Below are 26,385 nucleotides of genomic sequence, written 5' to 3'. Positions count from 1 at the left end.
ACGAGACTGTGGAAGCAGGCGGCTCCCACCGGTTTAGTGTCGCTTCAATGATTCTGCGTGGAAGGCTTCGTTGGCAAGGGCCGTTGCGGTGCGCCAGTGAGCCAGCTCGCCAAAATATGAGTCGACATCGGAATAAACAGATAGACCATCAGCGGCGTCAGTATAAGGGTGCTGATGAAGACGCGGCTCAGCAAGCCCAGTTCGTTGAGCAATGGTCCCAAGATGAAATTGAACAATAACGAAACAGGAAAGAACGCGAGCCAGATAGCCACCGCTTGTTTCCAGCGTGGCGGACGTTGGCCGATCGCGCCGAACCAGCCATCTATGCCTCGCACCCTATGTTCGGACGGCTGGGCAAACAGCTCGCTCCCCCGTTCCAGCCAGGCCGTGCGCGAGGCAGAGTACTCCCAGGCATGCAAGGTCTGCTCGTCGGCGAAACGGAAAATAATCTGGAATTCGTCGTCGTCGGGCGGTGGAGCGAGCACGCCGGAGCCCAAGTAACCGGTGAAATCGGTGGCCAGTTGTTCGCCTTCACGCAACCATGCAATCAAATCCTGATAGCGCCCGTTGGCAACGCGGCGGGCGACCATTAGCGTGACGGGAGAGGTGGACATTTGTATCTCCATGTTACAAGCGCGGCGCTCCGGATAAGAGGTCCGCGGGGAGACGCCCATGGGTAATGGGAAGCGTCTGGTTGCAATACGTAGGCAAGGATTATTCCTTGTCGAGTAAAAAACAACAATTGCGCGCGTTGATCGCGTGATGCCCTTGTCATGACATGCTTGGGAGGAGCTAGAATGGGATCCTATTTTCCAGTCGGGAAAACATGCGAATGAGCATAAACACCGAGGAAAACATAGCGTTCCAGGTGTCCGGCGCCTTCACGCGCGAAGATCTGGTTCCTATCCGTGAGGTGGCGCGGTTGACTGGTGTTAATCCAGTGACCTTGCGTGCGTGGGAGCGGCGCTATGGTCTGATCCAACCCACTCGCACTGAAAGCGGCCATCGTCTGTATGCCATGAGCGATATCGAAAAGGTGCGCAGCATTCTCGCCTGGATCGAGCGTGGGGTAGCTGTGAGCAAGGTGGGAAAGATTCTAGCCAAGGCGGAATCGGTGCAGCCGGTTTCCAATCTTATTTCCTCCGATCTGGTACGTGCCGATTACAGCCAGTGGCAGCAACAGGTGTTGCACGCAGTCAGTAACTTTGACGACGTGGAACTCGATCGCGTCTACGGACAGGTGTTTTCCGGCTACGCCGTTCCCATCGTGTTCCAAGATATCCTGATGCCCCTTTGGCGAGAACTGCTGCAACGTCAGCATGAGTTCGGGCAGACCAGCGAATGGTTGTTTTTCGATGGCTTCCTGCGTTCGCGCGTAACGCAGCGATTGCTGCTCAAGCGAGATTTCTCATCGAGACGTGTGCTGGTCAGCGCCATTGCGGGCCAGTGTCGTGAGTTGGAGCTGCTGGTAACGGCGCTGTATGTGTCCAAGGCTGAGGTCGGCGTCAGGGTCATGACGGTCGGCCAACCTTTTGACGAGCTGACCCTGGTTTGTCAGAAAATGCAGCCTTTGGCGCTGATACTGGTTTCCAACCATGCGCCCGTTGCCGAGCTGCCCAAACGCCTTAACCGATTGGCGATGAGCCTGGATTGCCCCGTCATGCTGGCCGGCGATGCGTCCGACCTGGCGCAGGAAAGCCTGGCGGGGTCAGCAATCGCTTGCCTGGGAAATGAAGGTACGGTGATGCGCCAGCGTTTGCGTCAATTTCTGGCCGGCAACCTGGACACTTGAACCGTCGCTAGAGATGCATCGCCGGATGGGTCAGGCGGTGTTGCTGGAGTATGTACTGACGCAGGCGCTCGGTTTCGTCCTGGTCATGCTGGTTCAGATGGTAGGCATACATTCCTTGGCCTGTTTCTCGCTCGAACGTACCGCGCAGTGAAATCCTCTCGTAGCCTGACGGGCTGAACCACGAGACGAATTGCCTGGGTGGTTTGGTACGGTTGCGAATTTCCAGCAGTACGCCCTTGCAAGACACTTCATGCACCCATAAAGGCCCCGGCTGGCCCTTGGCATTTTCCAAGGCCACCGGCTCGTCGAGCGTGAGGCGCCATGGGCGGATTTTCGGTCCGTCCTCGTAGATGCTCGGCACACCCAGGCGAAGGTGCATGGCGTGGAATTCATCTTCAACCAGATGCAACGGAAAGGTCATCTGCTGGTTTTCGAAATTCGCCTGCAAAGTGACTTGTTCATTCGCCGCCAGGCGCGTCAGTAGATCACGGATCTGAGACCCGCCGTTTACTAGCAAGCTCGACGTGACATCCCGCTCGTTGAGCTGCGGGTTGTGCTGCATGGTCCGGATGAAGTCCAGTTCATCCTGGGTCAGGAGGGCGTCGCGCTGCATAAGGTGCTCGAAAATTATACTTTCACGGGTGATTGTAGTGACTGACCGTTAATTCGCCGTTTTGTTTGCACCACTCGTCGCATTGAGTCGTGCGATGGTCGCCCGGGCTTCGGCCAACTCTGCTTCCAGCTGCGCGACGCGCTGTTGCCCCTTTACTTGAGCCGTTACGTCCTTCTGTACGCCAACGAAATACGTGTGGCCATCCGCCTCGTTCTTGACGGTGGACAGCGACAACTCATTCCAGAATGGCGTGCCGTCCTTACGGTAGTTTCGCAGTATCTGCCGACATGAGCCTCCTTGCTTCAGAACCCTGCGGATCCGTTCCAAGGAAGGCTGGTCGCGGTCGCCCGACTGCAGGAAGCGGCAGTCCTGATAGAGGATTTCGTCGCGGCTGTAGCCTGTCAGCCGCTCGAATGCCGGGTTGACGTAAATCAGGATGTTGTCTTCATCGCCTTCTTTTTCGGCAATGACAATACCGTCATTGGAAGCGTTGATCACGAGTTGCATCAGGTGCGCGTTAACCATCGAAACTCCCCTTGAAACATCCATGTGCGTTGCATTCTAGAAGAATTCTCCGTGGCGTCCACTTGCCATTATTTGTTGTTGAGAGCCAATCGCAACTTAAGCAGGCCGCCCTGTTACTATTCCGACTCTTTATATGCTGCTTCAGGATCACATTGATGAAAGTCGCCATCCTTTCCGGTTCCGTGTACGGCACGGCCGAAGAAGTTGCCCGGCATGCTGCCAAAATGCTGGGTGATGCCGGTTTCGAAACATTCCACAATCCTCGGGCGACACTGGCGGATATTCAGGCGTTCGAACCGCAAGCCCTGTTGGCGGTGACATCGACGACGGGCATGGGTGAACTGCCTGACAACCTGATGCCACTGTATTCGACGATTCGCGACCAATTGCCCGCCTCGTTTCGCGATCTGCCCGGCGCCGTCATCGGCCTGGGAGATGCCAGTTATGGCGATACGTTCTGCGGTGGTGGCGAGCAGATGCGCGAATTGTTCGCCGAATTGGGGGTGCGCGAAGTGCTGCCAATGTTGCGCCTGGATGCCAGCGAAAGCGTCACACCGGAAACCGATGCCGAGCCCTGGCTGGGCGAGCTGGTCGATGCGTTGCGCGATTGAAAGGACATAGCCTGCGCCTCTGAAAGAGGCTCGGGCTGACTCGCTCGGCCAGTAAGCTGGCTGCCAATGCAACTACCGACCTGGCTGGAGCTGACTAGACTGATTTTCTTGTTCATGAAAATCGTGCATATCTTTTCCATAAAAAGAAGCCAGAGGTCATAGTCGTGAGCGTAACCTCCATTCAATCGACACCCGGCATCAAGGATCAGGTCAGTGCGGCGGAGTGGCAAACACGGGTCGATCTGGCCGCGTGTTATCGGCTGGTCGCGATGCATGGCTGGGACGACCTGATTTTCACCCATATCTCCGCCAAAGTTCCTGGCACGGAAGAGTTCCTGATCAACCCGTACGGCTTGATGTTCCATGAAATCACTGCGTCGAGCCTGGTCAAGATCGATCAGGCCGGCAACAAGCTGTTGGACAGTCCCTTCGAGATCAACCCTGCCGGTTTTACCATCCACAGCGCGGTGCATGAGGTGCGGCACGATGTGGCGTGCGTGCTGCATACCCACACCGCAGCCGGCGTCGCGGTTTCGGCACAGAAGCAAGGGGTGCTGCCGATCAGCCAACAGTCGCTGTTCGTGCTGTCGAGCCTGGCGTATCACCCCTATGAAGGGGTTGCCCTTGATCCTGGAGAAAAAGTTCGTCTGCAAGCGGACCTGGGCGACAAGAACTTCCTCATGCTGCATAACCATGGCCTGCTGACCTGCGGCGGCACCATCGCCGATACTTTTCTGATGATGTTCATTTTTCAGCGAGCCTGCGATATCCAGGTCCTGGCCCAGACGGGCGGTACCGAGTTGATCGCCATCGAGCCACAGGTACTAGCCGGGGCCCGAGCGATGGTCGCCGGGGTGACTAAAAGCGCGCAGGGAATGGGCGGCGCGCTGGCCTGGCCAGCGTTGCTGCGTAAGCTCGATCAGCAAGATACGGGTTATAAAAGCTGATGCCCATGGTCCAGATTCCCCTGCGTATCTGGCGTCAGCGCGGCCAGACGTTCATGTTTCGCGGCCACGCCATCCGTTACTGGACGGCGGGGCACGGCGAGCCGCTATTGCTGATTCACGGCTTTCCCACCGCCAGTTGGGATTGGCATTACCTGTGGCAGCCGCTGGCACAGCGTTACCAGGTGATTGCTTGCGACATGCTCGGTTTTGGTGATTCCGCCAAACCGGTAGATCACGCCTACAGCCTGCTGGAGCAGGCCGATTTGCAGCAGGCTTTGCTCGAGCACCTGAAGGTGACACAAGGGGTCCACGTGCTGGCCCATGATTATGGCGACAGCGTGGCCCAAGAGTTGATCGCCCGGCATCACGAGGCACGCATCGATGTCGCCAGTTGTGTGTTTCTCAACGGTGGCCTGTTCCCGGAAACCCATCGTCCCGTGCTGATGCAAAGACTGTTGCTCAGCCCTTTGGGTTGGCTGATTGGCCGGGCGTTCTCACGGGACGGCCTGGTTAAAAGCTTCCGGCAGATCTTCGGCCCCAGGACCGGTCCCTCCGAAAGCGAGCTGGATGATTACTGGAGCCTGGTCGAATCCCATCGCGGACCGCGGATCATGCACAGGCTAATCACGTATGTTCCGGAACGTCGCGTGCAGCGTGATCGCTGGGTCCACGCGATGCAGAGAGGCGGTGTGCCCATGCGGGTCATCGATGGCGCGTTCGACCCGATTTCCGGTGCGCATATGGTCGCGCGCTACCGCGCCCTGATCCCGAATGCCGACACGGTGCTGCTACCCGACATTGGTCACTATCCGCACACCGAGGCACCGGTACAGGTCCTCAAGCATTACCTGGCGTTTCGCGAAGTCATTGCCGCGCCTTGCAGGCAAATGGCTTGTTCGTGACGTATCGCCTGCATCATCCCCTCACCTTATCGCGCGCCATTCACTCTCAGCCGAGTTGATTGTGACCGGCGGGTTTGTACCGGACACTCCTGTTCGTCGTCTTATTGGCCTGCTGGAGTTCTTCCATGAATGAGTCTGTGCGCTTCGAGGATAAAGTCGTAATCGTTACGGGAGCCGGTGGTGGCCTGGGGCGTGCCCACGCGTTGCTGTTCGCAAGGCATGGCGCAAAAGTGCTGGTAAACGACCTGGGCGGCTCGGCTCAAGGGGAGGGCGCCAACGCTTCGGCAGCCGATCGCGTGGTTTCAGAAATCCGCGAGGCCGGCGGCATCGCCGAGGCCAACCACGACTCCGTCACCGACGGTGACAAGCTTGTGCAGAACGCGCTGGATGCGTTCGGTCGGGTTGATGTGGTCGTCAACAACGCCGGGATCCTGCGGGACAAGACTTTCCACAAGATGGACGATGCCGACTGGGACCTGGTTTACCGCGTTCATGTCGAAGGGGCCTATAAAGTCACCCGTGCCGCCTGGCCACATTTGCGCGAGCAGAACTACGGACGAGTGATTTTCACCGCGTCCACCTCCGGTATCTACGGCAATTTCGGCCAGTCCAACTACGGCATGGCCAAGCTTGGCCTTTATGGCCTGACTCGTACCCTGGCCATCGAAGGCCGCAAGAACAACATCCTCGTCAACGCCATCGCGCCCACGGGCGGCACGCGCATGACCGAAGGCTTGATCCCGCCGCAGGTGTTCGAGCAACTCAAGCCTGAACTTGTCAGTCCGCTGGTGGTGTACCTCGCCAGTGAGGCCAGCCAGGAAACCTCCGGGTTGTTCGAAGTGGGCGGCGGCTGGATGGGCAAGGTGCGTTGGGAGCGCAGCCTGGGCGCGGGATTCGATCCGCGCGAAGGTTTTTCCCCTGAAGATGTCGCCGCCCATTGGCAGCAGATCTGCGATTTCCAGGATGCGGTACACCCGAACGACAATCTGGAAGCCTTGAAAGAGATGATGGCGAACCTGCAGCGTCACGCCATCTAAGTCTTATCGCCCGGGACGGTTGCTGTCAGCAGCAGCCGGCTCACGGAAAGTACTTTTTCACCAGGGCTGCCAGGTTCGCGGCCGTCTCGATGTCCATGACACCGTCATACTTGGTCGGGCGAAAGTGCAGTTGGAAAGCTCGTACCAAACGCTGGAAGCCGGCACCTGTCGTGGCAGCCGAAGTGTCATAGCCGTATCGTTTGAATAGCCCGATCAATTGTTCGCGAAGAGGAACTCCGTTGGCTTGATACGCCTGCATGAATTCTTCTTGAGTGGTGTCATCGAACCATGCACCAATGCCCTTGAGATACAACGCGTGCCAGGGGAACATCGGGCCAGGGTCACTCTTGCGCCCGGCGGCGATGTCGGAGTGGCCCACCACATTGACCGGACTGATATCCGGATATCGCTTGAGAATGTCCGCCGCCAGGTATTCGATCGCCTCTATTTGCTGGGCCTTGTAGGGCGGAAAAGTAAATTGACCTTGGTTATCGGTGGCCAGGTTCACAATCTCCACGCCGATCGAGGTGTCGCTCAGATTGTTGCGATTACCCCAACTGCTCACGCCGGCGTGCCAGGCTCGCTGGTTCTCGTCTACCAGGTTGAAGATTTGTGGTTCTTTGAAGCAGGCCTTCAGATAAGTGGGATCGGCAAAGTCCGGGATGAGGTAATGGGCACTGACGGAAGGGCCGGTCAGTGTATTTATCGAAGATGAAAAGTTGCCGGCGGTGTAATGGAAGACTAAAAAGCGAACACGGCTGTTATAGCCTTTTTTTGAACGATAGCTTGTGTTGTTTATTTGCATTGTCGATAACTCACTGGGAAATAAATCGGAGCGAAATGCTGCGATTGCTTTCAGCGTAACAGTGGGATTTTTATGTGCGCGTAGTTGGATTCTGGCTTTGTTGTAGGAACGGGCGCTTAGAGGCTAAGGATTTTTTAATGTCGACAAAAAAAGCCCTTTTGCTGCGGGCTAGCGGCAGCAAAAGGACGTTGTTTTACACAGAGTCAGGGTTGCTTGAAGCCTGATTTACCGTTGGCTGCACGCCAGTTTTTTATCTCGTCGACTATCGCCTCAGAGCTTTCCTTGCCAGGCTCTGGATAGAATAGTAAATCTGATCCGGCGGGATGCTCTGAGATACGCTTGAAATCCAAGACGGCGTTGTTGTGTGCTTTTTCAGAAGGAAAATCTCCTTCTGAAATTTTTATTACGAAGGCGAGAAATTCTTTTTCAGTTATTTCGGTTATCGATTTCTTCATTGCTTGTGCTCTCTATGAATTTCAATGTGTCGTTTAGGGCTGGCAAGCGTAATATTGCCTATGTCGTAAACTCCGCCATTCAAAGAGATATGTTGTTTGTGGTGAGGCTAATATTTGGTTTGTGCGCCAATCCGTTCAGTTTCCTTGGTATAGGCAGAACGGCCTTTTTTCATTTCTACTGGATCACGGGTCAGCAGCAACCGCTTTCCCGATGTAGAGGTTCTGTTGTGCGTTATTAGGTAACCGGCATCACTCTTATATCATGCTCAATGAGCCCTTTCGCTACATCTATTAACCGCGAAAGGGCACCGATTTAAATAGGATTAGGGTTGCTTGAAACCTGGTTTTCCATTAGCAGAACGCCATTTCTTTACTTCCTTCACCACAGCCTCAGGTCCGCTCTTCCCTGCTTCTGGGTAATACAATAAATCTGATCCGGAAGGATGTTCTGAAATTCGTTCAAACTCTAAAACTGCGTTAGTATGGGCCTCTTCCGGGTAGTAGTCAGCCTCATATATTTTTCTGACAAAAGCCAGAAACTCTGACTCGCTCATATCGTTTATTGTTGAGTTCATATTTTGTTCTCCCGATGCGTTTGGATGTGCTTTCGAGGCGTCATTAGCCTGATGTTTTCAAGGTGGTAAACCTCTCCGTCCATGGAAATGTATTGCTTGTGATGCAGCTCGTATTTAATGCGAGCGCCAACTCGCTCATTTTTTTTGACGAATGCCCCATATCCGTTTTTCATATGAGCTAGGCTGCCCGGATCAAACTGTTGAGAAAGTATAGGATCGCCAGCGACGGCCTTCCAAAAAGCTTCCCGAAACTTCCTGAAATTCCTAAACTCCTTCCCCCTCAACTGATCCGCAATCTGCGACGGAATGGCTGCCCCTTCACCTTTCGATGCTGCATCCGTCCACACGCCTGAAACCGGAGCCCCCGTTCCCAGCGCAACCCCAGGGTCCTCCCGTCGATCCCTGAACATGACGTACAGAGGCGGCAGGCCTGAGTCGATTGGGAAAACGAAAACATAATCATCGAAGCTGTTTGCGGTTACTTCGGGGAACGGATCGATCCTTCCCTCTATAGGGGTTACCGATGCGCCTGTATAAACAGGCGGGGCGGGCGGCTCGGCGGGAAGGGCCGTGGAACTGTTTCCGGGTTGAACGACCGGCGTCCACATCAAGGTTCTGGGTGGGGTTTGTTCAGTTGTAGCGATGTAGAGGTTCTGTTGTGCGTTATAGGTAACCGGAACCACTTTGACTTTCGACGGATGGGTTATGCCGTCGGTGTTGATCACGAGGATTTCGGATTGACCATCCACGGTCGCTTGAGAAGTGAGGCGTACCGGCAAGTCAACGACTCCATCGGCCGCCGCGATTGCATGAAAGTCGTGGTGTTGGATCGGTGCGAGCTCCGAGAGTGGCGTGCTGAACGCATATCGCTCGGGTAATTCACCGTTCGCCAGCTTGGGTGAATAGAGCAGCGCCGCAAAACCCGCCAAGGTCGGCACAGCCACTGCGGTGAGCGACTCGATAGCCATGGCGACTGCGGCTCGTAGCGCGGCCTGGATTGCCAAGGTCGCTTCCGAACTTATGACCAGGCTACTGCCGGCGAGCGTGAACGCCGGACCGGCTGCGGCCGTCGCGCCCGATATCGGATAGGCGCCCCCCGCCAGGACTTGTTCCAGTGCTTGTGCCTGGGCTATGCGTAGGATCTCGGCTTCGGCTGCCTTGCGTGCCTCTTCCGCGGAAGCCCATTCAGAAGAATTGTTAAAGACGGTATAGATGGGCGGAATACCCGACTCAACCGGGAACACCGTGACGAACCCATTACCAAAATCGTAGCCCTCCAGATCCGGATCCTTCCCGAGCCAGCTGGTTGTGGCCCAGGGAGTCCCGCCCTCATAGAGGACGATATTTGGCACGCTCGATGGCAGTGTCGTGGATGCATCCGTCTCTTTTACGATAGGCGTCCAGGTCATCAAGATGGATGAGCCATCTGGACTGTAGGACTTGTAGACGTTGCTGTGGGGATCGAGTGTCGCAAGCCTGACCGGCACGCTGGAGGGCACCGATGTTCCGTCGAACCCCGCGACGACGAATACCATTTCGTCGTCGGTGGTCATGGAGCCCAGCACAACCGGGAGCTTGATTTCGCCTTTCGATGTTGCGACTGCCAGCAAATCATCGGTGTTGGCCGGAGCAAGTTCTGACAGCGGAATACTCAGAGCGTAGCGTTCTCCGTTGCCCAGCTCCGAGGGATCAGCCAGTGCCGCAAACCATGCAACAGCGGGTAATGCCGTTGCGGCAACCGTTTCCAGGATCGCCGAAACCGCGGAGCGTAACTCATCCGTGATGCCCGAGGCGGTCGCAGGGTTGGGAGCAAGGGTCCCGCCAGCAATTGTAAATACAGGGCCAACGGCTGCCGCGGAGCCCGATACCGGAAATGTACGGGTAGCCCGGGCTGGTTGACGTGCCTTTTGAACTTCTGCCTGACGCCTCGCTTCCTCCGCCTCCAGTTCGTCAGCCTCGGCCCATCTTTCGGCGTCCCATAACGCCATGGCGGCCTCGCGGGCTTGTTTAGCCGCTACGATTGCGGCAATTCGTGCTCGTTCTTCAGCAGCGCGCTTAGCCTCGGCTTCGGCGGCCTTGCGCGCTTTTTCTGCTGCCGCACGTTTAGCTTCAGCTTCAGCTTCAGCTTGAGCCTTCGCTTGAGCGGCAGCCGCCGCTTTTGCCTTGGTCTGCGCAATGATTTTGTTTTGCGTAGCTAAGCGACCGTTCAACAGCTTTATCTGTTCAGCGAGAAATTTCGCTTGGTAAGCTGCTGCGTAAGATACATTCCATTGAGCAATTGCTTTGTAATAGCCTCTTGGCCCACCGCGGCGACCATTCAGCTCGAAACCTTTATGGAAAGAATCTCGAGCCTTATGGGTGAGTGGGTCATGGCCATAGTAAAGGTTGGCGGTTTTTAGTTGTTGTTGATGATCTGCCTTTTTTTGGGAGAGTTGCAGATTAAGTGCTCGCAGCTCAATGTCGAAGGCAGCGGTGCCTGCCGCAGCAGTAGCCCTGACGGTCGCCCTTGTTTTTGCGAGTTCGGCATCAGTTATATATTTGATGTTTTTAATATTTTCTTTAAAGCTCTCCTCAACTGATTCATTGCTTTCATAAAGCCACTCAAAGGCATAATCGACTGCATCGTATGCACGATCACCATGATCGGGACCTGAGACTCTCCCGACGCTAAATCCGAAACCTGAAGAGGATGAAGGCGTTCGAGGTATACCTCTATTTACAATGATATTTTTTTCTTGCGGCATATGAGTTCCTTTCGAGCCGTATTTTGGTAAATTGATGCCGATAGTTATGATGTCGTGCATCGTTATATGCATTAGCGCCATCCGGGGCGACAATGCGACTATAGGTTCTATTGCTTAATTGAGGCAGGTGAGCCTTTCCGATAAAAATGTAGGAAACAAGAAGTTTCCCCTCGGAAATAACCCGCACATAAAAAAAGCCGCTGCAAATAAGCAGCGGCCTAAGCATGACATTGTAAAGGAGCTACAAATCAACGTCAGTCAACACGGGGATGATGGATTGATGCGCAATCCATCCGAATGACGGTGCGCCGGGCGCGAGGGACGCCACGACGACTTGGTGCTTGCTGGCCCGTTGTCCTGCAAGCCCGGCCAGCATAAGGATCGGACGCCTCTGGAAACAGCCCGGATCCGGACATGCACTGTTGCAGTGCGCGCAACAGTAGCAAGCACCACGACAGTTATGCGCAGCGCTGATAACCCATCATCCGTTCCGTTCATGCGCCGCGCAGACGTCGGTCCCGCATGGGCTGTCATCCTTTTTAGGTACAGCGCGAATACCTCCTTGGTGCGCTTATCGCCCATGGCGCGCAGCAGTAGGGTGAAGCCTCTGTCACTCACCGGGGAAGACGCATGACAACAATAACAATGCGCGCCATCTTCAAGCCGCAGGCGCTGGCCGCCGCGGTGGCCTTGGGTTGCTGTGCCCAGGCGCAGGCCGTTTCATTCAACATCGGCGAGATCGAGGGTCAGTTCGATTCATCGCTGTCCGTGGGCGCAAGCTGGGGCATGCGCGATGCCGACAGTGACCTTGTCGGCACGGTCAATGGCGGTCGGGGCCAGTCCTCCACCGGTGACGATGGGCGGCTGAACTTCAAGAAAGGCGAGACCTTTTCGAAAATCTTCAAGGGCCTGCACGACCTCGAACTCAAGTACGGCGACACTGGCGTGTTCGTGCGGGGCAAGTATTGGTATGACTTCGAACTCAAGGATGAAAACCGCGAGTTCAAGGACATCAGCGACAGCAATCGCAAGGAGGGCGCCAAGTCATCAGGGGCACAGATTCTCGATGCCTTCGTCTATCACAACTATTCCATTGCCGATTTGCCAGGCACGGTGCGCGCCGGCAAGCAGGTGGTCAGTTGGGGTGAGAGTACTTTCATCGGCAACTCCATCAACAGCATCAATCCGGTGGACGTGTCGGCGTTCCGTCGTCCGGGCGCGGAGATCAAGGAAGGCCTGATCCCGGTGAACATGCTGTTCGCCTCCCAGGGCTTGACTGACAAACTGACCATCGAAGGCTTCTACCAGTTGGAGTGGGACCAGACGGTCGTCGACAACTGCGGCACGTTCTTTGGTAACGATGTAGTGGCGGACGGTTGCACCAGCGGCTACACCGTGGGCAGCCCGGCGATTGCGCCATTCGTGCCGTTGACCGAGGCATTCGGGCAGGGCATCCAGGTGACCAGCGAAGGGGTTGTCATTCCTCGCGGCGGTGACCGCGATGCACGGGATTCCGGCCAGTGGGGCACGGCGTTGCGTTGGCTCGGCGATGATACCGAGTACGGCCTGTACTTCATGAACTATCACAGCCGCACGCCGACTGTTGGCACCACTACGGCGGGACTGTCCACGCTGTCCGCGTTGCCTGGCATGATTGCGATTGCCGAGGGGATCGCGCCTGGCAGCGGCGCGGGCTTGGCGCAAAGCGTAATGCTTGGTCGCGGTGGCTACTATCTCGAATACCCTGAGGACATCCGCCTCTATGGCGCCAGCTTCTCCACCACGCTTCCCACCGGCACCGCGTGGACCGGCGAAATCAGCTATCGCCCCAACGCACCGGTGCAGCTCAGCACCAACGACCTGACCCTCGCATTGGTGAATCCGATTGCCGGTGGCGCCGCATCCCCCATAGCCACTTCGCCGGGTGCCGATAACACCGGCTACCGCCGCAAGGAAGTCACCCAGGTCCAGAGCACCCTGACCCACTTCTTCGACCAGGTACTGGGCGCCGATCGCCTGACCGTGGTGGGCGAGGCGGCAGTCGTGCACGTCGGCGGACTCGAATCGAAAGACCAACTGCGTTATGGCCGCGATTCGGTCTATGGCCAATATGGCTTCCAAGGCGACACCGACGGTTTCGTCACTTCGACGTCGTGGGGTTATCGCGCCCGGGCGATTCTCGATTACTCCAACGTGATCGGCGGGGTGAACTTCAAGCCAAACCTGTCCTGGTCCCATGACGTGGCCGGCTATGGCCCCAACGGCTTGTTCAACGAAGGCGCCAAGGCGGTCAGCGTGGGTGTCGATGCCGATTACCGCAACACCTATACCGCCAGCCTGAGCTACACCGATTTCTTCGGCGGCGATTACAACGTTCTCGAAGACCGCGACTTCCTCGCGCTGAGCTTCGGCGTGAACTTCTGATCTGGCTGACAAGGAAAACCCAATGCGCAAGATGATCCTGCAATGCGGTGCCCTGGCCTTGAGCCTGCTGGCAGCGAATGTGATGGCGGCGGTTTCGCCGGAGGAAGCGAACAAACTGGGCACCAGCCTCACGCCGCTGGGCGCCGAGAAGGCTGGCAACGCCGATGGCTCGATTCCGGCCTGGACCGGCGGCATCCCGAAAAACGCCGGTGCCGTGGACGGCAAAGGCTTCCTGGCCGACCCGTTCGCCAATGAAAAACCGCTGTTCACCATCACTGCCGCGACCGTGGAAAAGTACAAGGACAAGCTGTCCGAAGGCCAGATCGCGATGTTCAAGCGCTATCCGCAAACCTACAAGATCCCGGTCTACCCGACCCATCGCAGCGTTGGCCTGCCGCCGCAAATCTATGAGTCGGCCAAGCGCAGTGCGCTCAATGTGAACGCCATCAACGAGGGCAACGGCCTGGCCAACTTCACTGGCAACCGTTACTACGCGTTCCCGATTCCCAAGAACGGCGTGGAAGTGCTCTGGAACCATGTCACCCGCTATCACGGCGGCAACGTGCGGCGCATCATCACCCAGGCCACGCCGCAGACCAACGGCAGCTTCACGCCGATCCGCTTCGAAGAAGAAATCGCCGTGCCGTTCCTGATCAAGGACGCCGACCCGGAAAAGGCCAGCAACGTGCTGACCTATTTCAAACAGTCGGTAACCGCCCCGGCGCGACTGGCCGGTAACGTGTTGCTCGTGCATGAAACCCTCGACCAAGTGAAGGAGCCGCGCCTGGCGTGGATCTACAACGCCGGCCAGCGCCGCGTGCGTCGCGCCCCACAAGTGGCGTATGACGGCCCAGGCACCGCTGCGGACGGCTTGCGCACTTCCGATAACTTCGACCTGTTCTCCGGCGCGCCGGATCGCTACGACTGGAAACTGGTCGGCAAGAAGGAGATGTACATCCCGTACAACAGCTACAAACTCGATTCCCCGAGCCTCAAGTACGATGACGTGATCAAGGCCGGCCACATCAATCAGGACCTGACCCGCTACGAATTGCACCGGGTCTGGGAAGTGGTGGGTACGGTCAAGCCCAGCGAACGGCACATCTATGCCAAGCGCCACATGTACTTCGACGAAGACAGCTGGCAAGCGGCGCTGGTGGACCACTATGACGGTCGCGGCCAGTTGTGGCGCGTGGCGGAAGGTCATGCCCAGTTCTACTACGACCACCAGAACCCGGGCTACACGCTCGAGGCGCTCTACGACATCATTGCCGGTCGCTACATTGCGCTGGGCATGAAGAACGAAGAGAAACACGCCTACGAGTACGGTTTCGAGGCACGGGCAGCCGACTACACCCCGGCGGCGTTGCGTTCGAGTGGGGTTCGATAAGGTCCGATTGTTGGAAAGATAACTGTGCCTGACTTGAGATAGTTGTGAATGACCGGCAGCACCTCCTGCCGGTCATTTTTTTATGGGCGCCAATCAGCGCGCTGAATACTTCTCCTAAGGTGGTCGACACAGGGCTAGGGTGAAGGAACAACAATAAAAGGGACCTCGCACAATGACTGCCATGACCCCGTGTCCGGACCGTCCTGGGCTGCTGCCGCGGCTGTCTTCGACGCATGTGCCGCGCAAGTCGTTGAGCGAACCTTTGTTGGCTTCCGAGGCCCGCGTAAAGCTGCTTTGCGCACCGGCTGGCAGTGGCAAGAGCGCCTTGTACGCCGAGTGTTTCCTGCAGGCGCCAGCGGAGTGCCGGTTGCATTGGCTGCCGTTGGCGGGTGCCGCCATGAATACGACGCAACTGTGTGAATGCCTCGCGCAGGCCCTCGGATTACCGGTCACGGATGAGTCGAGCCTGTTGGCCCATCTGGCGCGTTTGCAGACGCCTACCTGGCTGTTCCTGGATGACTATTGCCGGGTGCCCAATCCGGAACTCGACCAACTGCTCGACCGTTTGTTGAACGCCAGCAGTCCGCTGCTGCACCTGTGGTTGAATGGCCGCCGTCGTCCTCACTGCAATTGGCCGCGCTTGTTGCTCGATGACGAATTGTACGAGTTCGATGCCCAGGCCCTGGTGTTCACCGATATTGATGTCCAGCAATTGCTCAGTCACTTGCCCGATGCGTTGGCGGCGCGTACGGCCCGTGAAGTGATCCAGCGCAGCGGTGGCTGGTGTGCCGGGGTGCGCATCACATTGCTTGAACGCTGTGAATGGGCGCGCCGGCACGCTGCGCCGGGTCGGGCCGGCACATTGCTCGATTACCTCGAATACGAACTGTTTGGTACGTTGACTCCAGAACTGGCTCAAGCCTGGCGCGTGCTGGCGCATCTGCCGCGCTTCAACGCCCGCCTCTGCGCGCATTTGTTCGGCGACACGGTGGGCGCCGAATGCCTGCCATTGCTGCTGGACCTGGGGTGTTTTATCGAGCCCTGGGAGCAATCCTCGGATTGGCTGCAGATTTTTCCGCCCCTGGCCCGGCTGGTGCGGGACGAACCCTGGCCGCAGGGCCGTTCCTGGCATCGACGGGCCTGCCAATGGTTCGCCGCCGAGCAGGACTGGCCAATGGCGTTCGCGCAGGCCATGCAGGCTGGTGAGTTCGAGGCCGCCGTCAGTTCCTTGCAGCATCTGAACTTCGAACATGTGCTGCAGGGCAGTAACGCCCAGCTATTGCTGGCCTTGCATGACCAGCAGGGTGACGCGCTGTCACTCGGGACGCCGCAATCGGTGGGGTTGGTCACCACCGCCTTGCTGTTTGCCGGACGCTTCGACGAGGCGCAGGCTTGCATCGAACAGTTGGCCCGGTTCGTGCCGCAACCCTTGGCTTGCCAGCAGCGCCAACTGATCGCCCGATGGCAGGTCTTGCGCGGTTGGTTGTTGCACCTGAGCGGCGATGGCTTGCCTGCGCGTGAACATTTCCTCCAGGCCCAAATCGGCTTGGATCCGCAGGCCTGGGCCCTGAAAGTGCTGTGCCTGATCGGACAGACGCAACAGGCGCTGCTGGCAGGTGACTTGACGTCTGCGCAATGGATCAACCGCCAAGCGTTATGCGTGGCCCGCGCGCAAGGTTCACTGGTGTTTGAAGGGCTGCTGGAGTTGGATCACGCCCAGATTCTCGAGCAGCGCGGTGCCCCCCACCGGGCCGACCACTTGCTGGATGCCGTCCAGGCATTGCTCGATAAGCCGGGGCAGGATTTTTCCGCGCTGCTGGGGCGGATTGCCTTGCGACGAGGGCGCTTGGCGTTACGCATGGGCTTTGACGAGCAGGCCGCCGAGCATTTCCAGACGGGCCTCGAAGCGGGCCTGCGCAATCATGACAAACAAGTGCTCTATGGCTTCCTCGGCAAAGCCTGCCTGGCAGCCAACCAGGGTGATTACGGCGAGGCGTTCATGCAGCTACGTGACGCCGAGCGGATCATGCAGCAACGGCATATTCCCGACACGGTATATCGAGGCGTATTGCTGCAAACCAGCTGTCAATTCTGGTTGCAGCAGGGGCGACCGGAATTGGCCGTTGAAGTCTTGACCCGTGTGTTGCGGCATTTTAGCGGGCCGCAGGCCAAGCAGGCGCCCCCTGCAACCCTGGAGCTGATTCCGCGTCTTGAATATTTGTTGGTGCTGACCGAAGTCTACCTGGGTCGGGCCCAAGACCCACAGGCTCGCCTCAGGGAAATGATTGCCCAGGCGCAACGCTACGAGATGCATGCCCTGGAAACCGAACTGCATCTGGTGTTGGCGGAAGTGGTCTGGTTGTCTGCTGACCGTCCCCAGGCGCGCGCTCTCCTGCAAGAAGGTATCGAGCGTGTCGCCTGCTGGCGGGCGCAACAAGCGCTGCGCGAACTGTGTCTGCGCCAACCTGATCTGGTGCGCGGCGCGATCCCATCCTCAGGGCAAGTCGCGCCACCCATAACCACGGCTGAAGAAACCGTGCTCAGCCAGCGCGAGCTGGAAGTGCTCGAGCTGATTGCGCAGGGGTATTCGAATCAGCAGATCGCCGAGCAACTATTCATTTCCTTGCACACTGTAAAAACACACTCGCGTCGAATCCACAGTAAGTTGGGTGTACAACGGCGTACTCAAGCAGTGGCGAAGGCAAAACTCATGGGGGTCATGAATTGAATTCAAGCGGTCGCTGATGCCCTTACGGATTCTTACATTTGTGTTCCTGCACTGGCAGGTTGAACTATGTATAAGTAACCGACCGAACAGGAAGTTCGAGATCATGAACATGACAAGGACGCTTATGAATACCCCATTATTTTCTTCTTATTCCGAAAGGCTTGTGGCACTAAAAAACACTCGTGTGGATTTTGCCGTGCAGGTGTTGTTGGGTGATCGCCTGGAGGTCCTGGATCTCAGCCCTCATAGTACTTATCTGAATACATTGACCGACTTGGCGGACGTCACCTCGGCGACTTCCAGGACACTGTTCGATGAGGCGCTGGCTTGCGTGGAAAAACAGCGGCTTCCTCACTACACGCAAGGCATCAGTAATATTTTCAACAAGCGCTATTCCTTTGCCGATGAAGACCGTGTCAAAGCGCTGGATATAATAGCCTTTGAAAAAATCGTTACTGATATCGTCCTGGAACTTACCGAAAAGCCGCCCATGGAGTTATCGCTGCGTCCTATCAGGTCTTTGTCCGCCGAAGAGCTTCATGGTGCATTGAAAGCTCACTTGCCCGGGAGTGATCTGAATGAAGTTTACGTCACCGATTTTGTGCCGCATGACGTCGACACGCAGGTGATATCTTCATCTAAATCGTTGGTTGAATATTTACTGGACCATTTTATCAACGACGATATTCCCTACCACGTCAAAGGCAATCACCAAGGTATTTATACGGCTGCCTTCAGTGGGGAAGACCGCGATCTGCATCCGCGGTTGGGCATCCATCATCTGAATGATCTAGTGATACGGATCGTCGCGGACTTCCTGGACTGATCCGGGCGCTGCCTCATACCCCATCCGCCAGCTCACTGCCCGCGTCGCTGCCAACAAACGCTGCGCCGCCGGGCCGTTTTCGTCGGCGTGGAACAGCGAAGTCGGACCGACGATGGTCATCACCGCCGTCACCTGGCCGACGGCGTTGAATACCGGGGCGGACAAGGCGTCCACGCCGGGCATCAGCAAGCCATGCACATGGTGCAGGCCACGACTGCGAATCTGCTCGCACAAGAGCGCATAGGCCTGGTCGTCGGCCAGTGCATGCCCGCTGATATTTTTTACTTCATCCACACGCAGCTCGATGGTTTCCCGTTCTGGCAGATAAGCCGCGAAAACCAGCCCCGTGGAGGAGCTGAGCAACGGTAGCACCGAGCCCAGTTGCGTCACCACGGTCACGGCTCGCACGGCGGGTTCGATTCGCACCACCGTTGCGCCGTGATTGCCCCATACCGCCAGAAAACAGGTTTCGTTCAAGTCATCGCGCAGTTCGGCCAAGGGCAGGGCAGCCACTTGCAGTACGTCCATGCCATTCAACGCCGCCAGGCCCACCCGCAATGCCTCGCGGCCCAGGCCGTAGTGATTGGTGGCGGTGTTTTGTTCAGCAAATCCGCTGGCGATCAACGCTTGCAAATAGCGGTGGACCTTGCTGGCCGGCATTTGCACATGTTCGGCCAAGCGCGACAGCGATGTTGAGGGAGACAGCTCGGCCAACGCTTTAAGGATGTCGGTGCCGACCTCAGCGGAGCGGACTTTCTGTTTACCGTTGCTGGGCGGGTTTTCCATGGAAGGCAGGTCCGGAGAGGCGAATGGGCGTCTTTATAGCTTGACGGTCGCTGTCGAGCAAATTACGTTATGCGTAATTTGATTACGATAAAAACAACCCGGTGCGCCTCAAGCTTTTCGTTGAATGACGGGCCGCATCCCAGGAGGCTCCATGAACCTCGATTCCACCGCGTCAGAACTGGCTTATCTGTCCGGCTTTGGTAATGAATTCGCCAGCGAAGCGCTGCCCGGCGCATTGCCTGTCGGCCAGAACTCCCCGCAAAAAGCGCCCTATGGCCTGTATGCCGAACTGTTTTCCGGCACTGCCTTTACCATGGCCCGCAGCGAAGCGCGCCGGACCTGGATATACCGCATCCGGCCATCGGCTCATCATCCGGCGTTTGCCAAGCTTGGCGCTCAATTGGCGGGTGGTCCGCTGGGTGACGTCACGCCTAATCGCCTGCGCTGGAACCCGTTGGAGATCCCTTCCGAGCCCACCGATTTCATCGATGGGCTGGTGCGCATGGCGGCCAATGCCAACGCTGACAAACCGGCTGGCATCAGCATTTATCATTACCGGGCCAACCGTTCCATGGAGCGGGTGTTCTTCAATGCCGATGGCGAATGGCTGATCGTCCCGCAGTTGGGGCGGCTGAGGATCACCACCGAATTGGGCGTGCTGGAAGTGGCGCCGCTGGAAATCGCCGTGTTGCCTCGGGGCTTGAAAATTCGCGTCGAATTGCTCGACCCGCAAGCCCGCGGCTATATCGCCGAGAACCACGGTGCGCCATTGCGGCTGCCGGATCTAGGGCCTATCGGAAGCAATGGCTTGGCCAATCCACGCGACTTCCTGACGCCCGTCGCCCATTACGAAAACCTCACACAGCCGACCACGCTTGTGCAGAAGTTCTTGGGAGAGTTATGGGCTTGCGAGCTGGATCATTCGCCATTCGACGTGGTGGCCTGGCATGGCAACAATGTCCCCTACAAGTACGACCTACGCCGTTTCAACACCATCGGCACGGTCAGTTTCGACCACCCGGACCCGTCGATTTTCACTGTGTTGACATCGCCTACCAGTGTTCACGGCCTGGCGAATCTCGATTTCGTGATCTTCCCTCCACGCTGGATGGTGGCGGAAAACACCTTCCGTCCGCCTTGGTTCCATCGCAACCTGATGAACGAGTTCATGGGACTGATCCAGGGCGCCTACGATGCCAAGGCCGAAGGCTTCCTGCCGGGAGGCGCGTCGTTGCACAGTTGCATGAGTGCCCATGGTCCTGATGGCGAAACCTGCACCAAGGCGATCAATGCTGAGCTCAAGCCGGCAAAAATCGATAACACCATGGCCTTCATGTTCGAGACCAGCCAAGTGCTGCGTCCGAGCCGTTTCGCCTTGAACTGCCCGCAACTGCAAACTGACTACGACGCCTGCTGGGCCTCGCTGCCGGTCAATTTTGATCCGACCCGGAGATAACCCATGTCCCAAGTTTCCTTCACCCGTAGCTGGGTCGAATCCGCCAATGGCCATACCGACTTCCCCTTGCAGAATCTGCCGCTGGGCATTTTCAGTATTGCTGGCGGCGCTCCACGCAGCGGTGTTGCCATTGGCGAGCGGATTTTCGATTTACAGGCGGCGCTGCAAGCCGGCTTGTTCGATGGCGCCGCAGGCGAAGCCGTCGCGGCGATGGAGAACGGCCAGTTGAATGCGTTCTTCGACCTGGGCCGCAGCGCCCGGGTTGCCTTGCGTGAACGGCTGCTGGAACTGCTGCGCGAGGGCAGTGCACAGCAGGACAAGATCCAGGCCCAGGGCGAAACGCTGCTGCCCTTGGCGGCCGATTGCCAGATGCATCTGCCAGCGAAGATCAACGACTACACCGATTTCTACGTGGGTATCGAGCACGCGCAAAATGTCGGCAAATTGTTCCGGCCTGACAATCCGCTGCTTCCGAACTACAAATACGTCCCCATTGGCTACCACGGTCGTGCCTCGACGGTTCGTCCGTCTGGCACTGATGTGCGCCGCCCGAACGGCCAAACCTTGCCCGCCGGTCAGACCGAGCCGACGTTCGGCCCCTGTGCGCGCCTGGACTATGAGCTGGAGCTGGGTATCTGGATCGGCAAAGGCAATGCACTGGGCGAGCCCATTGCTATTGGCGACGCCGCCGAACACATCGCCGGTTTCTGCCTGCTCAATGACTGGTCGGCCCGGGATATCCAGGCCTGGGAATACCAACCGCTGGGGCCGTTCCTGTCGAAGAGCTTCCTGACTAGCGTCTCGCCATGGGTCGTGACGGCCGAAGCCCTTGAACCGTTCCGACGCCCGCAACCGGCGCGTCCCGAGGGCGATCCGCAACCGTTGCCGTATCTGCTGGACAAGCGCGACCAGGCTGGCGGTGCATTCGACATCGAACTGGAAGTGCTGCTGCTGACCGAAGCCATGCGCGAGCAGAACCTGCCGGCCCATCGATTGACGCTGAGCAATACCCAATACATGTATTGGACCGTGGCGCAGATGGTTGCGCACCACAGCGTCAACGGTTGCCAATTACAGGCCGGCGACTTGTTTGGCTCGGGCACGTTGTCGGGGCCTGAGAGCGGTCAGTTCGGCAGCTTGCTGGAAATCACCGAGGGCGGCAAAAAAGCGATCGAGTTGGCGTCCGGCGAAGTCCGCAAGTTCCTGGAGGATGGCGACGAGATCATCCTGCGCGCCCGTTGCAGAGGCGAGGCGGGCGGGTCCATAGGCTTCGGCGAGTGCCGCGGCAAGATTCTGCCGGCGCGGTGAGGAACGGGTATGGAACTCTACACCTACTACCGTTCCACCTCGTCCTACCGGGTGCGTATTGCCCTGGCACTCAAGGGCCTGGATTACCAGGCCCTGCCGGTTAACCTGATCGCACCGCCGGGGGGCGAACATCGTCAGCCGGCCTACTTGGGAATCAACCCCCAGGGGCGGGTGCCGGCGTTGCGCACCGAGGAGGGGGCGTTGCTGGTGCAATCACCGGCCATCATCGAATACCTGGAGGAGCGTTACCCCCAGATGCCGCTACTCAGCGGCGACCTCGCGATTCGTGCTCACGAACGTGGCGTCGCCGCGCTGATCGGTTGCGACATTCATCCCCTGCATAACGTCAGCGTGCTCAACAAGCTGCGGCAGTGGGGCCACGATGAAACGCAGGTGATGGAGTGGATCGGGCATTGGATCGGCCAAGGGCTGGCAGCGGTGGAGCAGTTGATTGGCAACGCCGGCTATTGCTTCGGCGCCAGGCCAGGGCTGGCTGATGTTTACCTGATCCCGCAGCTGTACGCCGCCGAGCGGTTCAATGTTTCGTTGCAAGCGTACCCGCGGATCCGTCGGGTTGCGGCGTTGGCGGCTGGGCATGTTGCGTTCCAGCAGGCGCATCCGGCGAATCAGCCTGACACTCCTTAGAATTGTCTGCCGACGGCATGGAGCTCAATGCACGACGGAGTTCGGCGGCAGATGCCCCAGTCGCTCGGTCAAGCGGATCCGCTGGATCGGATCGTCGCTGAGCATCAAGGCGTGCTCAAGATCGAAACGCTCGGCGTTGGGGCAGTCCAGCCGCTGGTAAAGGCTGGCGCGGGCCAGATAATCGGCGGCATTGGCGTTGCCCATTTCCAGCACCCGTTCGGCGTCGATCAGCGCCGCAATGTAATCATCGTTCGCCAAGTGCAATTGCCGCAGGTTGCGCGACAACCGTTGCAGCATTTGCATCGGCTCGGCGTTGACCAAATGCTCGGCCTTGAGCGGCACGTTCGAGCCATATTGGCGTTGCAGTAGCTCCCGGCAGTCATTGGGGTACAACCGACGGCCACCGCATGGGTCGAGCAGATGATCGGCGCCGGGCACGCGCAGCAGAAAATGACCTGGGAAATTGACGCCGGCCATCGGGATTTCCAGCCCCCGGGCCAGTTCCAGCGCAATCAGACCGAGGGCCAGGGGTTGGCCGCGTTTACGGGCCAGGACTTTGTCCAGCAATGCCGCACGGGGGCGTAGGGGTGTGAAGTCGTCCTGGGCGAAACCCAGGTCATTGAGGCGTCGAAGCAGAGGTTGGCCCAGTTCGCTGACGGGTAACATCTGCAGGCCATGGCTGACCAACTGCTGCAGATCCTTGAAATCCTTGAGCAACGCCGGTATGTCCGCCTCAGGATCATGTTCGGCGGCGATCCACAGCGCGGCTTCGAACAGCGCCGGTGGCGAGCGGTGCAGACATTCGAAAAAGGCTTGGCGCGGCTTCATCACAGTCTCCAGACTATGTCTCGTTTTAGCGCTGCCATGGGCTTTCGTCCAGTCTCGCGAATACGCAATGACAGGTTATGCCTAAAAAGCTGACAACTGCCCAGGCTTATTCCGGCGTGCTCCAGCAATTTTCGGTCGCACGCCTATACTGGCGAAACAGACAAAAGTGATTCGGGAGCCTGTCGATGTTCGCTCTCATGCAAAGCTCCCGCCTTGAATCGCTGCACTTGAGCGTGGACCCGGCGACCGGGTTGAAGGCGGTGATTGCCATTCATTGCAGCCGTCCTGGGCCTGCCCTGGGTGGCTGTCGTTATCTTTCCTACCCCGACGATGAAACTGCCGTGGCCGACGCCGTGCGCCTGGCCCAGGGCATGAGCTACAAGGCCGCCCTGGCCGGCTTGCCAGTGGGCGGAGGCGTGGCAGTCATCATGCGCCCGGCGCACGTCGAAAGCCGGGCCGCACTGTTCGAAGCCTTTGGTCGATGCATCGAACAGTTGGACGGGCGCTACATCACCGCCATCGACAGCGGTACGTCGGTGGCGGACATGGACTGCATCGCCCAGCAAACCCGTCATGTCACCAGTACGACCGCCGCGGGAGACCCGGCGCCTCACGCGGCGATGGGCGTCTTCGCCGGCATTCGTGCAACGGCCATGGCCCGCCTGGGCAGCGATAATCTGGAAAGCCTGCGGGTGGCGATCCAGGGCCTGGGCAATGTGGGTTATGCCTTGGCCGAACAGCTGCACGCCGCGGGCGCGGAATTGCTGGTCAGCGATATCGACCCTGGCAAGGTGCAACTGGCGATGGAGCAACTGGGCGCCCATCCGATCGCCAACGACGCGCTGCTAAGCACTCCATGCGACATTCTTGCGCCTTGTGGCCTCGGCGGCGTGCTCAACAGCCACAGCGTGGCGCAATTGCGCTGCTCGGCGGTTGCCGGCTCGGCCCACAACCAGTTGAGCAATCTACAGGTAGCCGATCAGCTGGAGAGACGCGGGATACTCTATGCGCCGGATTACGTGATCAACTCGGGCGGGCTGATCTACGTCGCCCTGAAACATCGGGGTGAGGAACTGCCGACCATCACCGCGCATCTGTCGAAGATCGGTGCCCGGCTCACTGAAGTCTTCGCCCACGCCCAGGCGGAGAAGCGTTCACCAGCCCGGGTAGCCGATGAGCTGGCGGAGCGTTTGTTGTACCGATAAAAAAGACCGCAGCATGTGATAGCTAATACATCTCGTGTATCCGCTATCACATGCTGCGGTCTTTTTGCTCACTCGTCCGACGGATTGAGCAGTTCGGACAAGGCGTCCGGCTGGCTCTTGAAGGCCTTGGCAAACACATCGCGATTCTTCGCCATGTAGATCCCTGCTTCTTCCACCTGTTTCTCGCTCAGCGATGGGACGGCTTTTTGCAACACCTCGGCCAGCAATTCGGCGAGTTCCAGCATTTTGTCATGACGGTCAGCTTCGGCTTTATCCATGAACAAGCGCTCCAGATCTCGGCTGCTGCGGTATACCACTTCGACGGCCATTCACCACCTCACATGCCTTCACATTGGTTTGTCTTTGCGACTACTGTATTTATATACAGGCAAAAGAATAAGCGAATCCTGATGCTTTGGATAGTGGCTTTTTAATGTAGACCGATTTCACGGTTTGTCCCGCAGGCAAATCGCGTCTGCGGCGAGGCCGGTTCATGTCGCAACGTGTCGTGTACCAGCCCATCGCCATCTCACCCCAGTGGCTGGCCTTTTTTCTGCATGCAGAACAACCGTCACGTCCAACCCGCATCATCCGGTCGAGTCGACCTAAGGAAACTACATCGTGAAAATCAACTGGGCCGAGAACCTGCGCCAGAACGTACACCAGCTGGCCGAATCCCTGGGCAACCTGTTCGTCGAGACGTTCCATTACCTGGCACTGTTCGCCATCGGAGCGGTGACCGCGTGGGCGGCGGTGATGGAGTTCTTGCAGATGATCGAGGAGGGGCACATCAAGATCGATGACATCCTGCTGCTGTTCATCTACCTGGAGCTGGGGGCGATGGTCGGGATTTACTTCAAGACCAATCACATGCCGGTGCGGTTCCTGATCTACGTGGCGATCACCGCGTTGACGCGCCTGCTGATTTCCAATGTTTCCCACCACAGTCCGCCGGACCTGGGAATTATCTACTTGTGCGGTGGCATCCTGCTGCTGGCGTTTGCGATCCTGGTCGTACGCTATGCCTCTTCGCAGTTTCCCTCGGTGAAGATCGAACACCCGCACCGCAAGGTCGGCGCGGGTTCGAGCGAGCATGCCGAAGTGGAGAAGGGCGAAATCTAGAGACCGGCGGCGCTGGAGGCCTGGCCTTGGACCTGCGGTGGCGGCACCTTGATGGTGTCGCCGCCGGTCATGGCTTCGAGGATTGCCACGGCGCTGTGGCCTTGTTCGATGGCAATTCCGAATTGAATGCTTTGTACCAGGCGCCGCAGCCGTTCCGGGTCGTTGCGCTGCTGGGCACTGATCATGCGTTTGGCGACGACGCGCCCGCTCTTGGAAAGGGTCAGCATGATGCTGCCATCCAGGCCCTGGATGCTCAGGTTGATTTGGTACTGCGGCGCGAAGGCGTCCGTAATGATCTGAAAAGGGTTGTCCATGATGCGTCACCGCCTGATTGAACGTGCAGTTGTTGACCGGCCATGATCGGGATTAGTTCGCAACACCGGACCATCGGCTGTTCCATGATCGTATTCATCCATCAAATAGCGGGGCTGGCAGGTGACGGACCGGGGGTTCGCAGCCTTGGCAGCTCTATCAAGGCTTTTGCAAGGGGCATGCCGGAAGAACTGTCGGACAATGATCGCGGCGCCTTGATACCAAGGGCTCTGGGATGCAGGTCTGTGCGCTGCCCGTTTCGGGGCAGGAATGGATGAGTGTTCGCTGGCGGTGCAAGGTCGGGGGGGGGAATTGGCGAGGGGAGCAAGGCGAGGCAACTCCCGACATT

The 26,385-nt window shown here is 58.1% G+C and carries 25 protein-coding genes and 1 pseudogene; 14 read left to right on the top strand and 12 right to left on the bottom strand.

Annotated elements, in window-relative coordinates:
• Positions 1–44: 44 nt before the first annotated feature.
• A complete protein-coding gene (locus HU806_RS09085) occupies positions 45–614 on the bottom strand; it encodes a putative antibiotic biosynthesis monooxygenase (protein WP_186611057.1) in 570 nt (189 codons plus the stop codon).
• Positions 615–832: 218 nt separating this feature from the next.
• On the opposite strand from HU806_RS09085, the gene HU806_RS09080 reads away from it, so the two are divergent.
• Positions 833–1,792 (top strand): MerR family transcriptional regulator, encoded by a 960-nt coding sequence (locus HU806_RS09080; RefSeq protein ID WP_186611056.1) that lies wholly within the window; start codon positions 833–835, stop codon positions 1,790–1,792.
• A 7-nt stretch (positions 1,793–1,799) separates the two neighbouring features.
• Here the strand turns inward: HU806_RS09080 and HU806_RS09075 are convergent, their stop codons facing one another.
• Positions 1,800–2,405 (bottom strand): hypothetical protein, encoded by a 606-nt coding sequence (locus HU806_RS09075; protein WP_186611055.1) that lies wholly within the window; start codon positions 2,403–2,405, stop codon positions 1,800–1,802.
• Between the two features lie 48 nt (positions 2,406–2,453).
• Entirely contained in the window at positions 2,454–2,930 is a 477-nt protein-coding gene (locus tag HU806_RS09070; RefSeq protein ID WP_186611054.1) for a PAS domain-containing protein, read from the bottom strand.
• Positions 2,931–3,085: 155 nt separating this feature from the next.
• Here HU806_RS09070 and HU806_RS09065 point away from each other — a divergent pair, with 155 nt between their 5' ends.
• The 4 genes from HU806_RS09065 (at position 3,086) to HU806_RS09050 (ending at position 6,427) form a co-directional block, all read left to right on the top strand.
• Positions 3,086–3,541 carry a flavodoxin gene (locus HU806_RS09065; RefSeq protein WP_186611053.1) on the top strand — a complete coding sequence of 152 codons (456 nt, stop codon included), beginning with the start codon at positions 3,086–3,088 and terminating at the stop codon, positions 3,539–3,541.
• Positions 3,542–3,705: 164 nt separating this feature from the next.
• A complete protein-coding gene (locus HU806_RS09060) occupies positions 3,706–4,488 on the top strand; it encodes a class II aldolase/adducin family protein (protein ID WP_186611052.1) in 783 nt (260 codons plus the stop codon).
• Positions 4,488–5,390, top strand: a complete 903-nt coding sequence (locus tag HU806_RS09055) for an alpha/beta fold hydrolase (RefSeq protein ID WP_186611051.1) — start codon at positions 4,488–4,490, stop codon at positions 5,388–5,390. Before HU806_RS09060 ends, HU806_RS09055 begins: the two co-directional genes overlap by 1 nt.
• Positions 5,391–5,515: 125 nt before the next feature.
• Entirely contained in the window at positions 5,516–6,427 is a 912-nt protein-coding gene (locus HU806_RS09050) for an SDR family oxidoreductase (protein ID WP_186611050.1), read from the top strand.
• A 40-nt stretch (positions 6,428–6,467) separates the two neighbouring features.
• Here HU806_RS09050 and HU806_RS09045 read toward each other — a convergent pair whose 3' ends face one another.
• The 5 genes and pseudogenes from HU806_RS09045 to HU806_RS09030 form a co-directional block, all read right to left on the bottom strand.
• Positions 6,468–7,232, bottom strand: a complete 765-nt coding sequence (locus tag HU806_RS09045) for an N-acetylmuramoyl-L-alanine amidase (protein WP_186611049.1) — start codon at positions 7,230–7,232, stop codon at positions 6,468–6,470.
• 203 nt (positions 7,233–7,435) lie between these two features.
• Positions 7,436–7,687, bottom strand: coding sequence for a bacteriocin immunity protein (locus HU806_RS09040; protein WP_186611048.1), 252 nt, complete (start codon positions 7,685–7,687; stop codon positions 7,436–7,438).
• Positions 7,684–7,779: pseudogene (locus HU806_RS26815) on the bottom strand (hypothetical protein); the annotation flags it as partial. The gene HU806_RS09040 and the pseudogene HU806_RS26815, both read right to left, overlap by 4 nt.
• Before the next feature lie 231 nt (positions 7,780–8,010).
• Complete coding sequence (locus tag HU806_RS09035) at positions 8,011–8,262, bottom strand: bacteriocin immunity protein (protein WP_186611047.1); 252 nt, start codon at positions 8,260–8,262, stop codon at positions 8,011–8,013.
• Positions 8,259–11,066, bottom strand: coding sequence for an S-type pyocin domain-containing protein (locus HU806_RS09030; RefSeq protein ID WP_186611046.1), 2,808 nt, complete (start codon positions 11,064–11,066; stop codon positions 8,259–8,261). Before HU806_RS09030 ends, HU806_RS09035 begins: the two co-directional genes overlap by 4 nt.
• Positions 11,067–11,636: 570 nt before the next feature.
• On the opposite strand from HU806_RS09030, the gene HU806_RS09025 reads away from it, so the two are divergent.
• From HU806_RS09025 to HU806_RS09010, 4 genes are all read left to right on the top strand, one after another.
• Positions 11,637–13,430 (top strand): DUF1302 domain-containing protein, encoded by a 1,794-nt coding sequence (locus HU806_RS09025; RefSeq protein WP_186611045.1) that lies wholly within the window; start codon positions 11,637–11,639, stop codon positions 13,428–13,430.
• Between the two features lie 22 nt (positions 13,431–13,452).
• Positions 13,453–14,820: a DUF1329 domain-containing protein gene (locus tag HU806_RS09020; RefSeq protein WP_186611044.1), complete on the top strand. Its 1,368-nt coding sequence runs from the start codon at positions 13,453–13,455 to the stop codon at positions 14,818–14,820.
• A 172-nt stretch (positions 14,821–14,992) separates the two neighbouring features.
• Positions 14,993–17,548, top strand: coding sequence for a helix-turn-helix transcriptional regulator (locus HU806_RS09015; RefSeq protein ID WP_186611043.1), 2,556 nt, complete (start codon positions 14,993–14,995; stop codon positions 17,546–17,548).
• Between the two features lie 124 nt (positions 17,549–17,672).
• Complete coding sequence (locus HU806_RS09010; RefSeq protein WP_186611042.1) at positions 17,673–18,374, top strand: hypothetical protein; 702 nt, start codon at positions 17,673–17,675, stop codon at positions 18,372–18,374.
• On the opposite strand, the gene HU806_RS09005 is transcribed toward HU806_RS09010, so the two are convergent.
• On the bottom strand, positions 18,339–19,160 hold the full coding sequence (locus HU806_RS09005; RefSeq protein ID WP_186611041.1) for an IclR family transcriptional regulator: 822 nt from the start codon (positions 19,158–19,160) through the stop codon (positions 18,339–18,341). The two genes, HU806_RS09010 and HU806_RS09005, sit on opposite strands and share 36 nt — an antisense overlap.
• Positions 19,161–19,311: 151 nt before the next feature.
• Between HU806_RS09005 and hmgA the strand changes: the two genes are divergently transcribed.
• Genes hmgA through maiA form a run of 3 tightly spaced genes read left to right on the top strand, consistent with a single transcriptional unit; the run spans position 19,312 to position 22,569 of the window.
• Positions 19,312–20,616: a homogentisate 1,2-dioxygenase gene (hmgA, locus tag HU806_RS09000; RefSeq protein ID WP_186611040.1), complete on the top strand. Its 1,305-nt coding sequence runs from the start codon at positions 19,312–19,314 to the stop codon at positions 20,614–20,616.
• 3 nt (positions 20,617–20,619) lie between these two features.
• Positions 20,620–21,924, top strand: a complete 1,305-nt coding sequence (fahA, locus tag HU806_RS08995) for a fumarylacetoacetase (protein WP_186611039.1) — start codon at positions 20,620–20,622, stop codon at positions 21,922–21,924.
• 9 nt (positions 21,925–21,933) lie between these two features.
• Positions 21,934–22,569 carry a maleylacetoacetate isomerase gene (maiA, locus tag HU806_RS08990; protein WP_186611038.1) on the top strand — a complete coding sequence of 212 codons (636 nt, stop codon included), beginning with the start codon at positions 21,934–21,936 and terminating at the stop codon, positions 22,567–22,569.
• Between the two features lie 24 nt (positions 22,570–22,593).
• Here the strand turns inward: maiA and HU806_RS08985 are convergent, their stop codons facing one another.
• Positions 22,594–23,397, bottom strand: coding sequence for a SirB1 family protein (locus HU806_RS08985; protein WP_186611037.1), 804 nt, complete (start codon positions 23,395–23,397; stop codon positions 22,594–22,596).
• 185 nt (positions 23,398–23,582) lie between these two features.
• On the opposite strand from HU806_RS08985, the gene HU806_RS08980 reads away from it, so the two are divergent.
• Positions 23,583–24,602, top strand: a complete 1,020-nt coding sequence (locus HU806_RS08980; RefSeq protein WP_186611036.1) for a Glu/Leu/Phe/Val dehydrogenase family protein — start codon at positions 23,583–23,585, stop codon at positions 24,600–24,602.
• Positions 24,603–24,670: 68 nt separating this feature from the next.
• On the opposite strand, the gene HU806_RS08975 is transcribed toward HU806_RS08980, so the two are convergent.
• Positions 24,671–24,931, bottom strand: a complete 261-nt coding sequence (locus HU806_RS08975; protein WP_014340121.1) for a YebG family protein — start codon at positions 24,929–24,931, stop codon at positions 24,671–24,673.
• Positions 24,932–25,223: 292 nt separating this feature from the next.
• Between HU806_RS08975 and HU806_RS08970 the strand changes: the two genes are divergently transcribed.
• Complete coding sequence (locus HU806_RS08970) at positions 25,224–25,724, top strand: phosphate-starvation-inducible protein PsiE (RefSeq protein ID WP_186611035.1); 501 nt, start codon at positions 25,224–25,226, stop codon at positions 25,722–25,724.
• Here HU806_RS08970 and HU806_RS08965 read toward each other — a convergent pair.
• On the bottom strand, positions 25,721–26,038 hold the full coding sequence (locus HU806_RS08965) for a DUF3509 domain-containing protein (RefSeq protein WP_186611034.1): 318 nt from the start codon (positions 26,036–26,038) through the stop codon (positions 25,721–25,723). The two genes, HU806_RS08970 and HU806_RS08965, sit on opposite strands and share 4 nt — an antisense overlap.
• Positions 26,039–26,385: the final 347 nt, after the last annotated feature.

Origin of the sequence: Pseudomonas sp. SWRI154, from assembly GCF_014268645.1 — a bacterium.
Taxonomy (GTDB): domain Bacteria; phylum Pseudomonadota; class Gammaproteobacteria; order Pseudomonadales; family Pseudomonadaceae; genus Aquipseudomonas; species Aquipseudomonas marvdashtae.
The sequence above is the reverse complement of the archived record's forward strand: the minus strand, read 5'-3'. Positions and strand labels throughout refer to the sequence as shown.

Bases quoted from the DNA above. Each gene is read 5' to 3' on its own strand.
- HU806_RS09085 (WP_186611057.1), bottom strand. From the start codon at position 614: ATGTCCACCTCTCCCGTCACGCTAATGGTCGCCCGCCGCGTTGCCAAC.
- HU806_RS09080 (WP_186611056.1), top strand. From the start codon at position 833: ATGAGCATAAACACCGAGGAAAACATAGCGTTCCAGGTGTCCGGCGCC.
- HU806_RS09075 (WP_186611055.1), bottom strand. From the start codon at position 2,405: ATGCAGCGCGACGCCCTCCTGACCCAGGATGAACTGGACTTCATCCGG.
- HU806_RS09070 (WP_186611054.1), bottom strand. From the start codon at position 2,930: ATGGTTAACGCGCACCTGATGCAACTCGTGATCAACGCTTCCAATGAC.
- HU806_RS09065 (WP_186611053.1), top strand. From the start codon at position 3,086: ATGAAAGTCGCCATCCTTTCCGGTTCCGTGTACGGCACGGCCGAAGAA.
- HU806_RS09055 (WP_186611051.1), top strand. From the start codon at position 4,488: ATGCCCATGGTCCAGATTCCCCTGCGTATCTGGCGTCAGCGCGGCCAG.
- HU806_RS09050 (WP_186611050.1), top strand. From the start codon at position 5,516: ATGAATGAGTCTGTGCGCTTCGAGGATAAAGTCGTAATCGTTACGGGA.
- HU806_RS09045 (WP_186611049.1), bottom strand. From the start codon at position 7,232: ATGCAAATAAACAACACAAGCTATCGTTCAAAAAAAGGCTATAACAGC.
- HU806_RS09040 (WP_186611048.1), bottom strand. From the start codon at position 7,687: ATGAAGAAATCGATAACCGAAATAACTGAAAAAGAATTTCTCGCCTTC.
- HU806_RS09035 (WP_186611047.1), bottom strand. From the start codon at position 8,262: ATGAACTCAACAATAAACGATATGAGCGAGTCAGAGTTTCTGGCTTTT.
- HU806_RS09030 (WP_186611046.1), bottom strand. From the start codon at position 11,066: ATGCACGACATCATAACTATCGGCATCAATTTACCAAAATACGGCTCG.
- HU806_RS09025 (WP_186611045.1), top strand. From the start codon at position 11,637: ATGACAACAATAACAATGCGCGCCATCTTCAAGCCGCAGGCGCTGGCC.
- HU806_RS09020 (WP_186611044.1), top strand. From the start codon at position 13,453: ATGCGCAAGATGATCCTGCAATGCGGTGCCCTGGCCTTGAGCCTGCTG.
- HU806_RS09015 (WP_186611043.1), top strand. From the start codon at position 14,993: ATGACTGCCATGACCCCGTGTCCGGACCGTCCTGGGCTGCTGCCGCGG.
- HU806_RS09010 (WP_186611042.1), top strand. From the start codon at position 17,673: ATGAATACCCCATTATTTTCTTCTTATTCCGAAAGGCTTGTGGCACTA.
- HU806_RS09005 (WP_186611041.1), bottom strand. From the start codon at position 19,160: ATGGAAAACCCGCCCAGCAACGGTAAACAGAAAGTCCGCTCCGCTGAG.
- hmgA (WP_186611040.1), top strand. From the start codon at position 19,312: ATGAACCTCGATTCCACCGCGTCAGAACTGGCTTATCTGTCCGGCTTT.
- fahA (WP_186611039.1), top strand. From the start codon at position 20,620: ATGTCCCAAGTTTCCTTCACCCGTAGCTGGGTCGAATCCGCCAATGGC.
- maiA (WP_186611038.1), top strand. From the start codon at position 21,934: ATGGAACTCTACACCTACTACCGTTCCACCTCGTCCTACCGGGTGCGT.
- HU806_RS08985 (WP_186611037.1), bottom strand. From the start codon at position 23,397: ATGAAGCCGCGCCAAGCCTTTTTCGAATGTCTGCACCGCTCGCCACCG.
- HU806_RS08980 (WP_186611036.1), top strand. From the start codon at position 23,583: ATGTTCGCTCTCATGCAAAGCTCCCGCCTTGAATCGCTGCACTTGAGC.
- HU806_RS08975 (WP_014340121.1), bottom strand. From the start codon at position 24,931: ATGGCCGTCGAAGTGGTATACCGCAGCAGCCGAGATCTGGAGCGCTTG.
- HU806_RS08965 (WP_186611034.1), bottom strand. From the start codon at position 26,038: ATGGACAACCCTTTTCAGATCATTACGGACGCCTTCGCGCCGCAGTAC.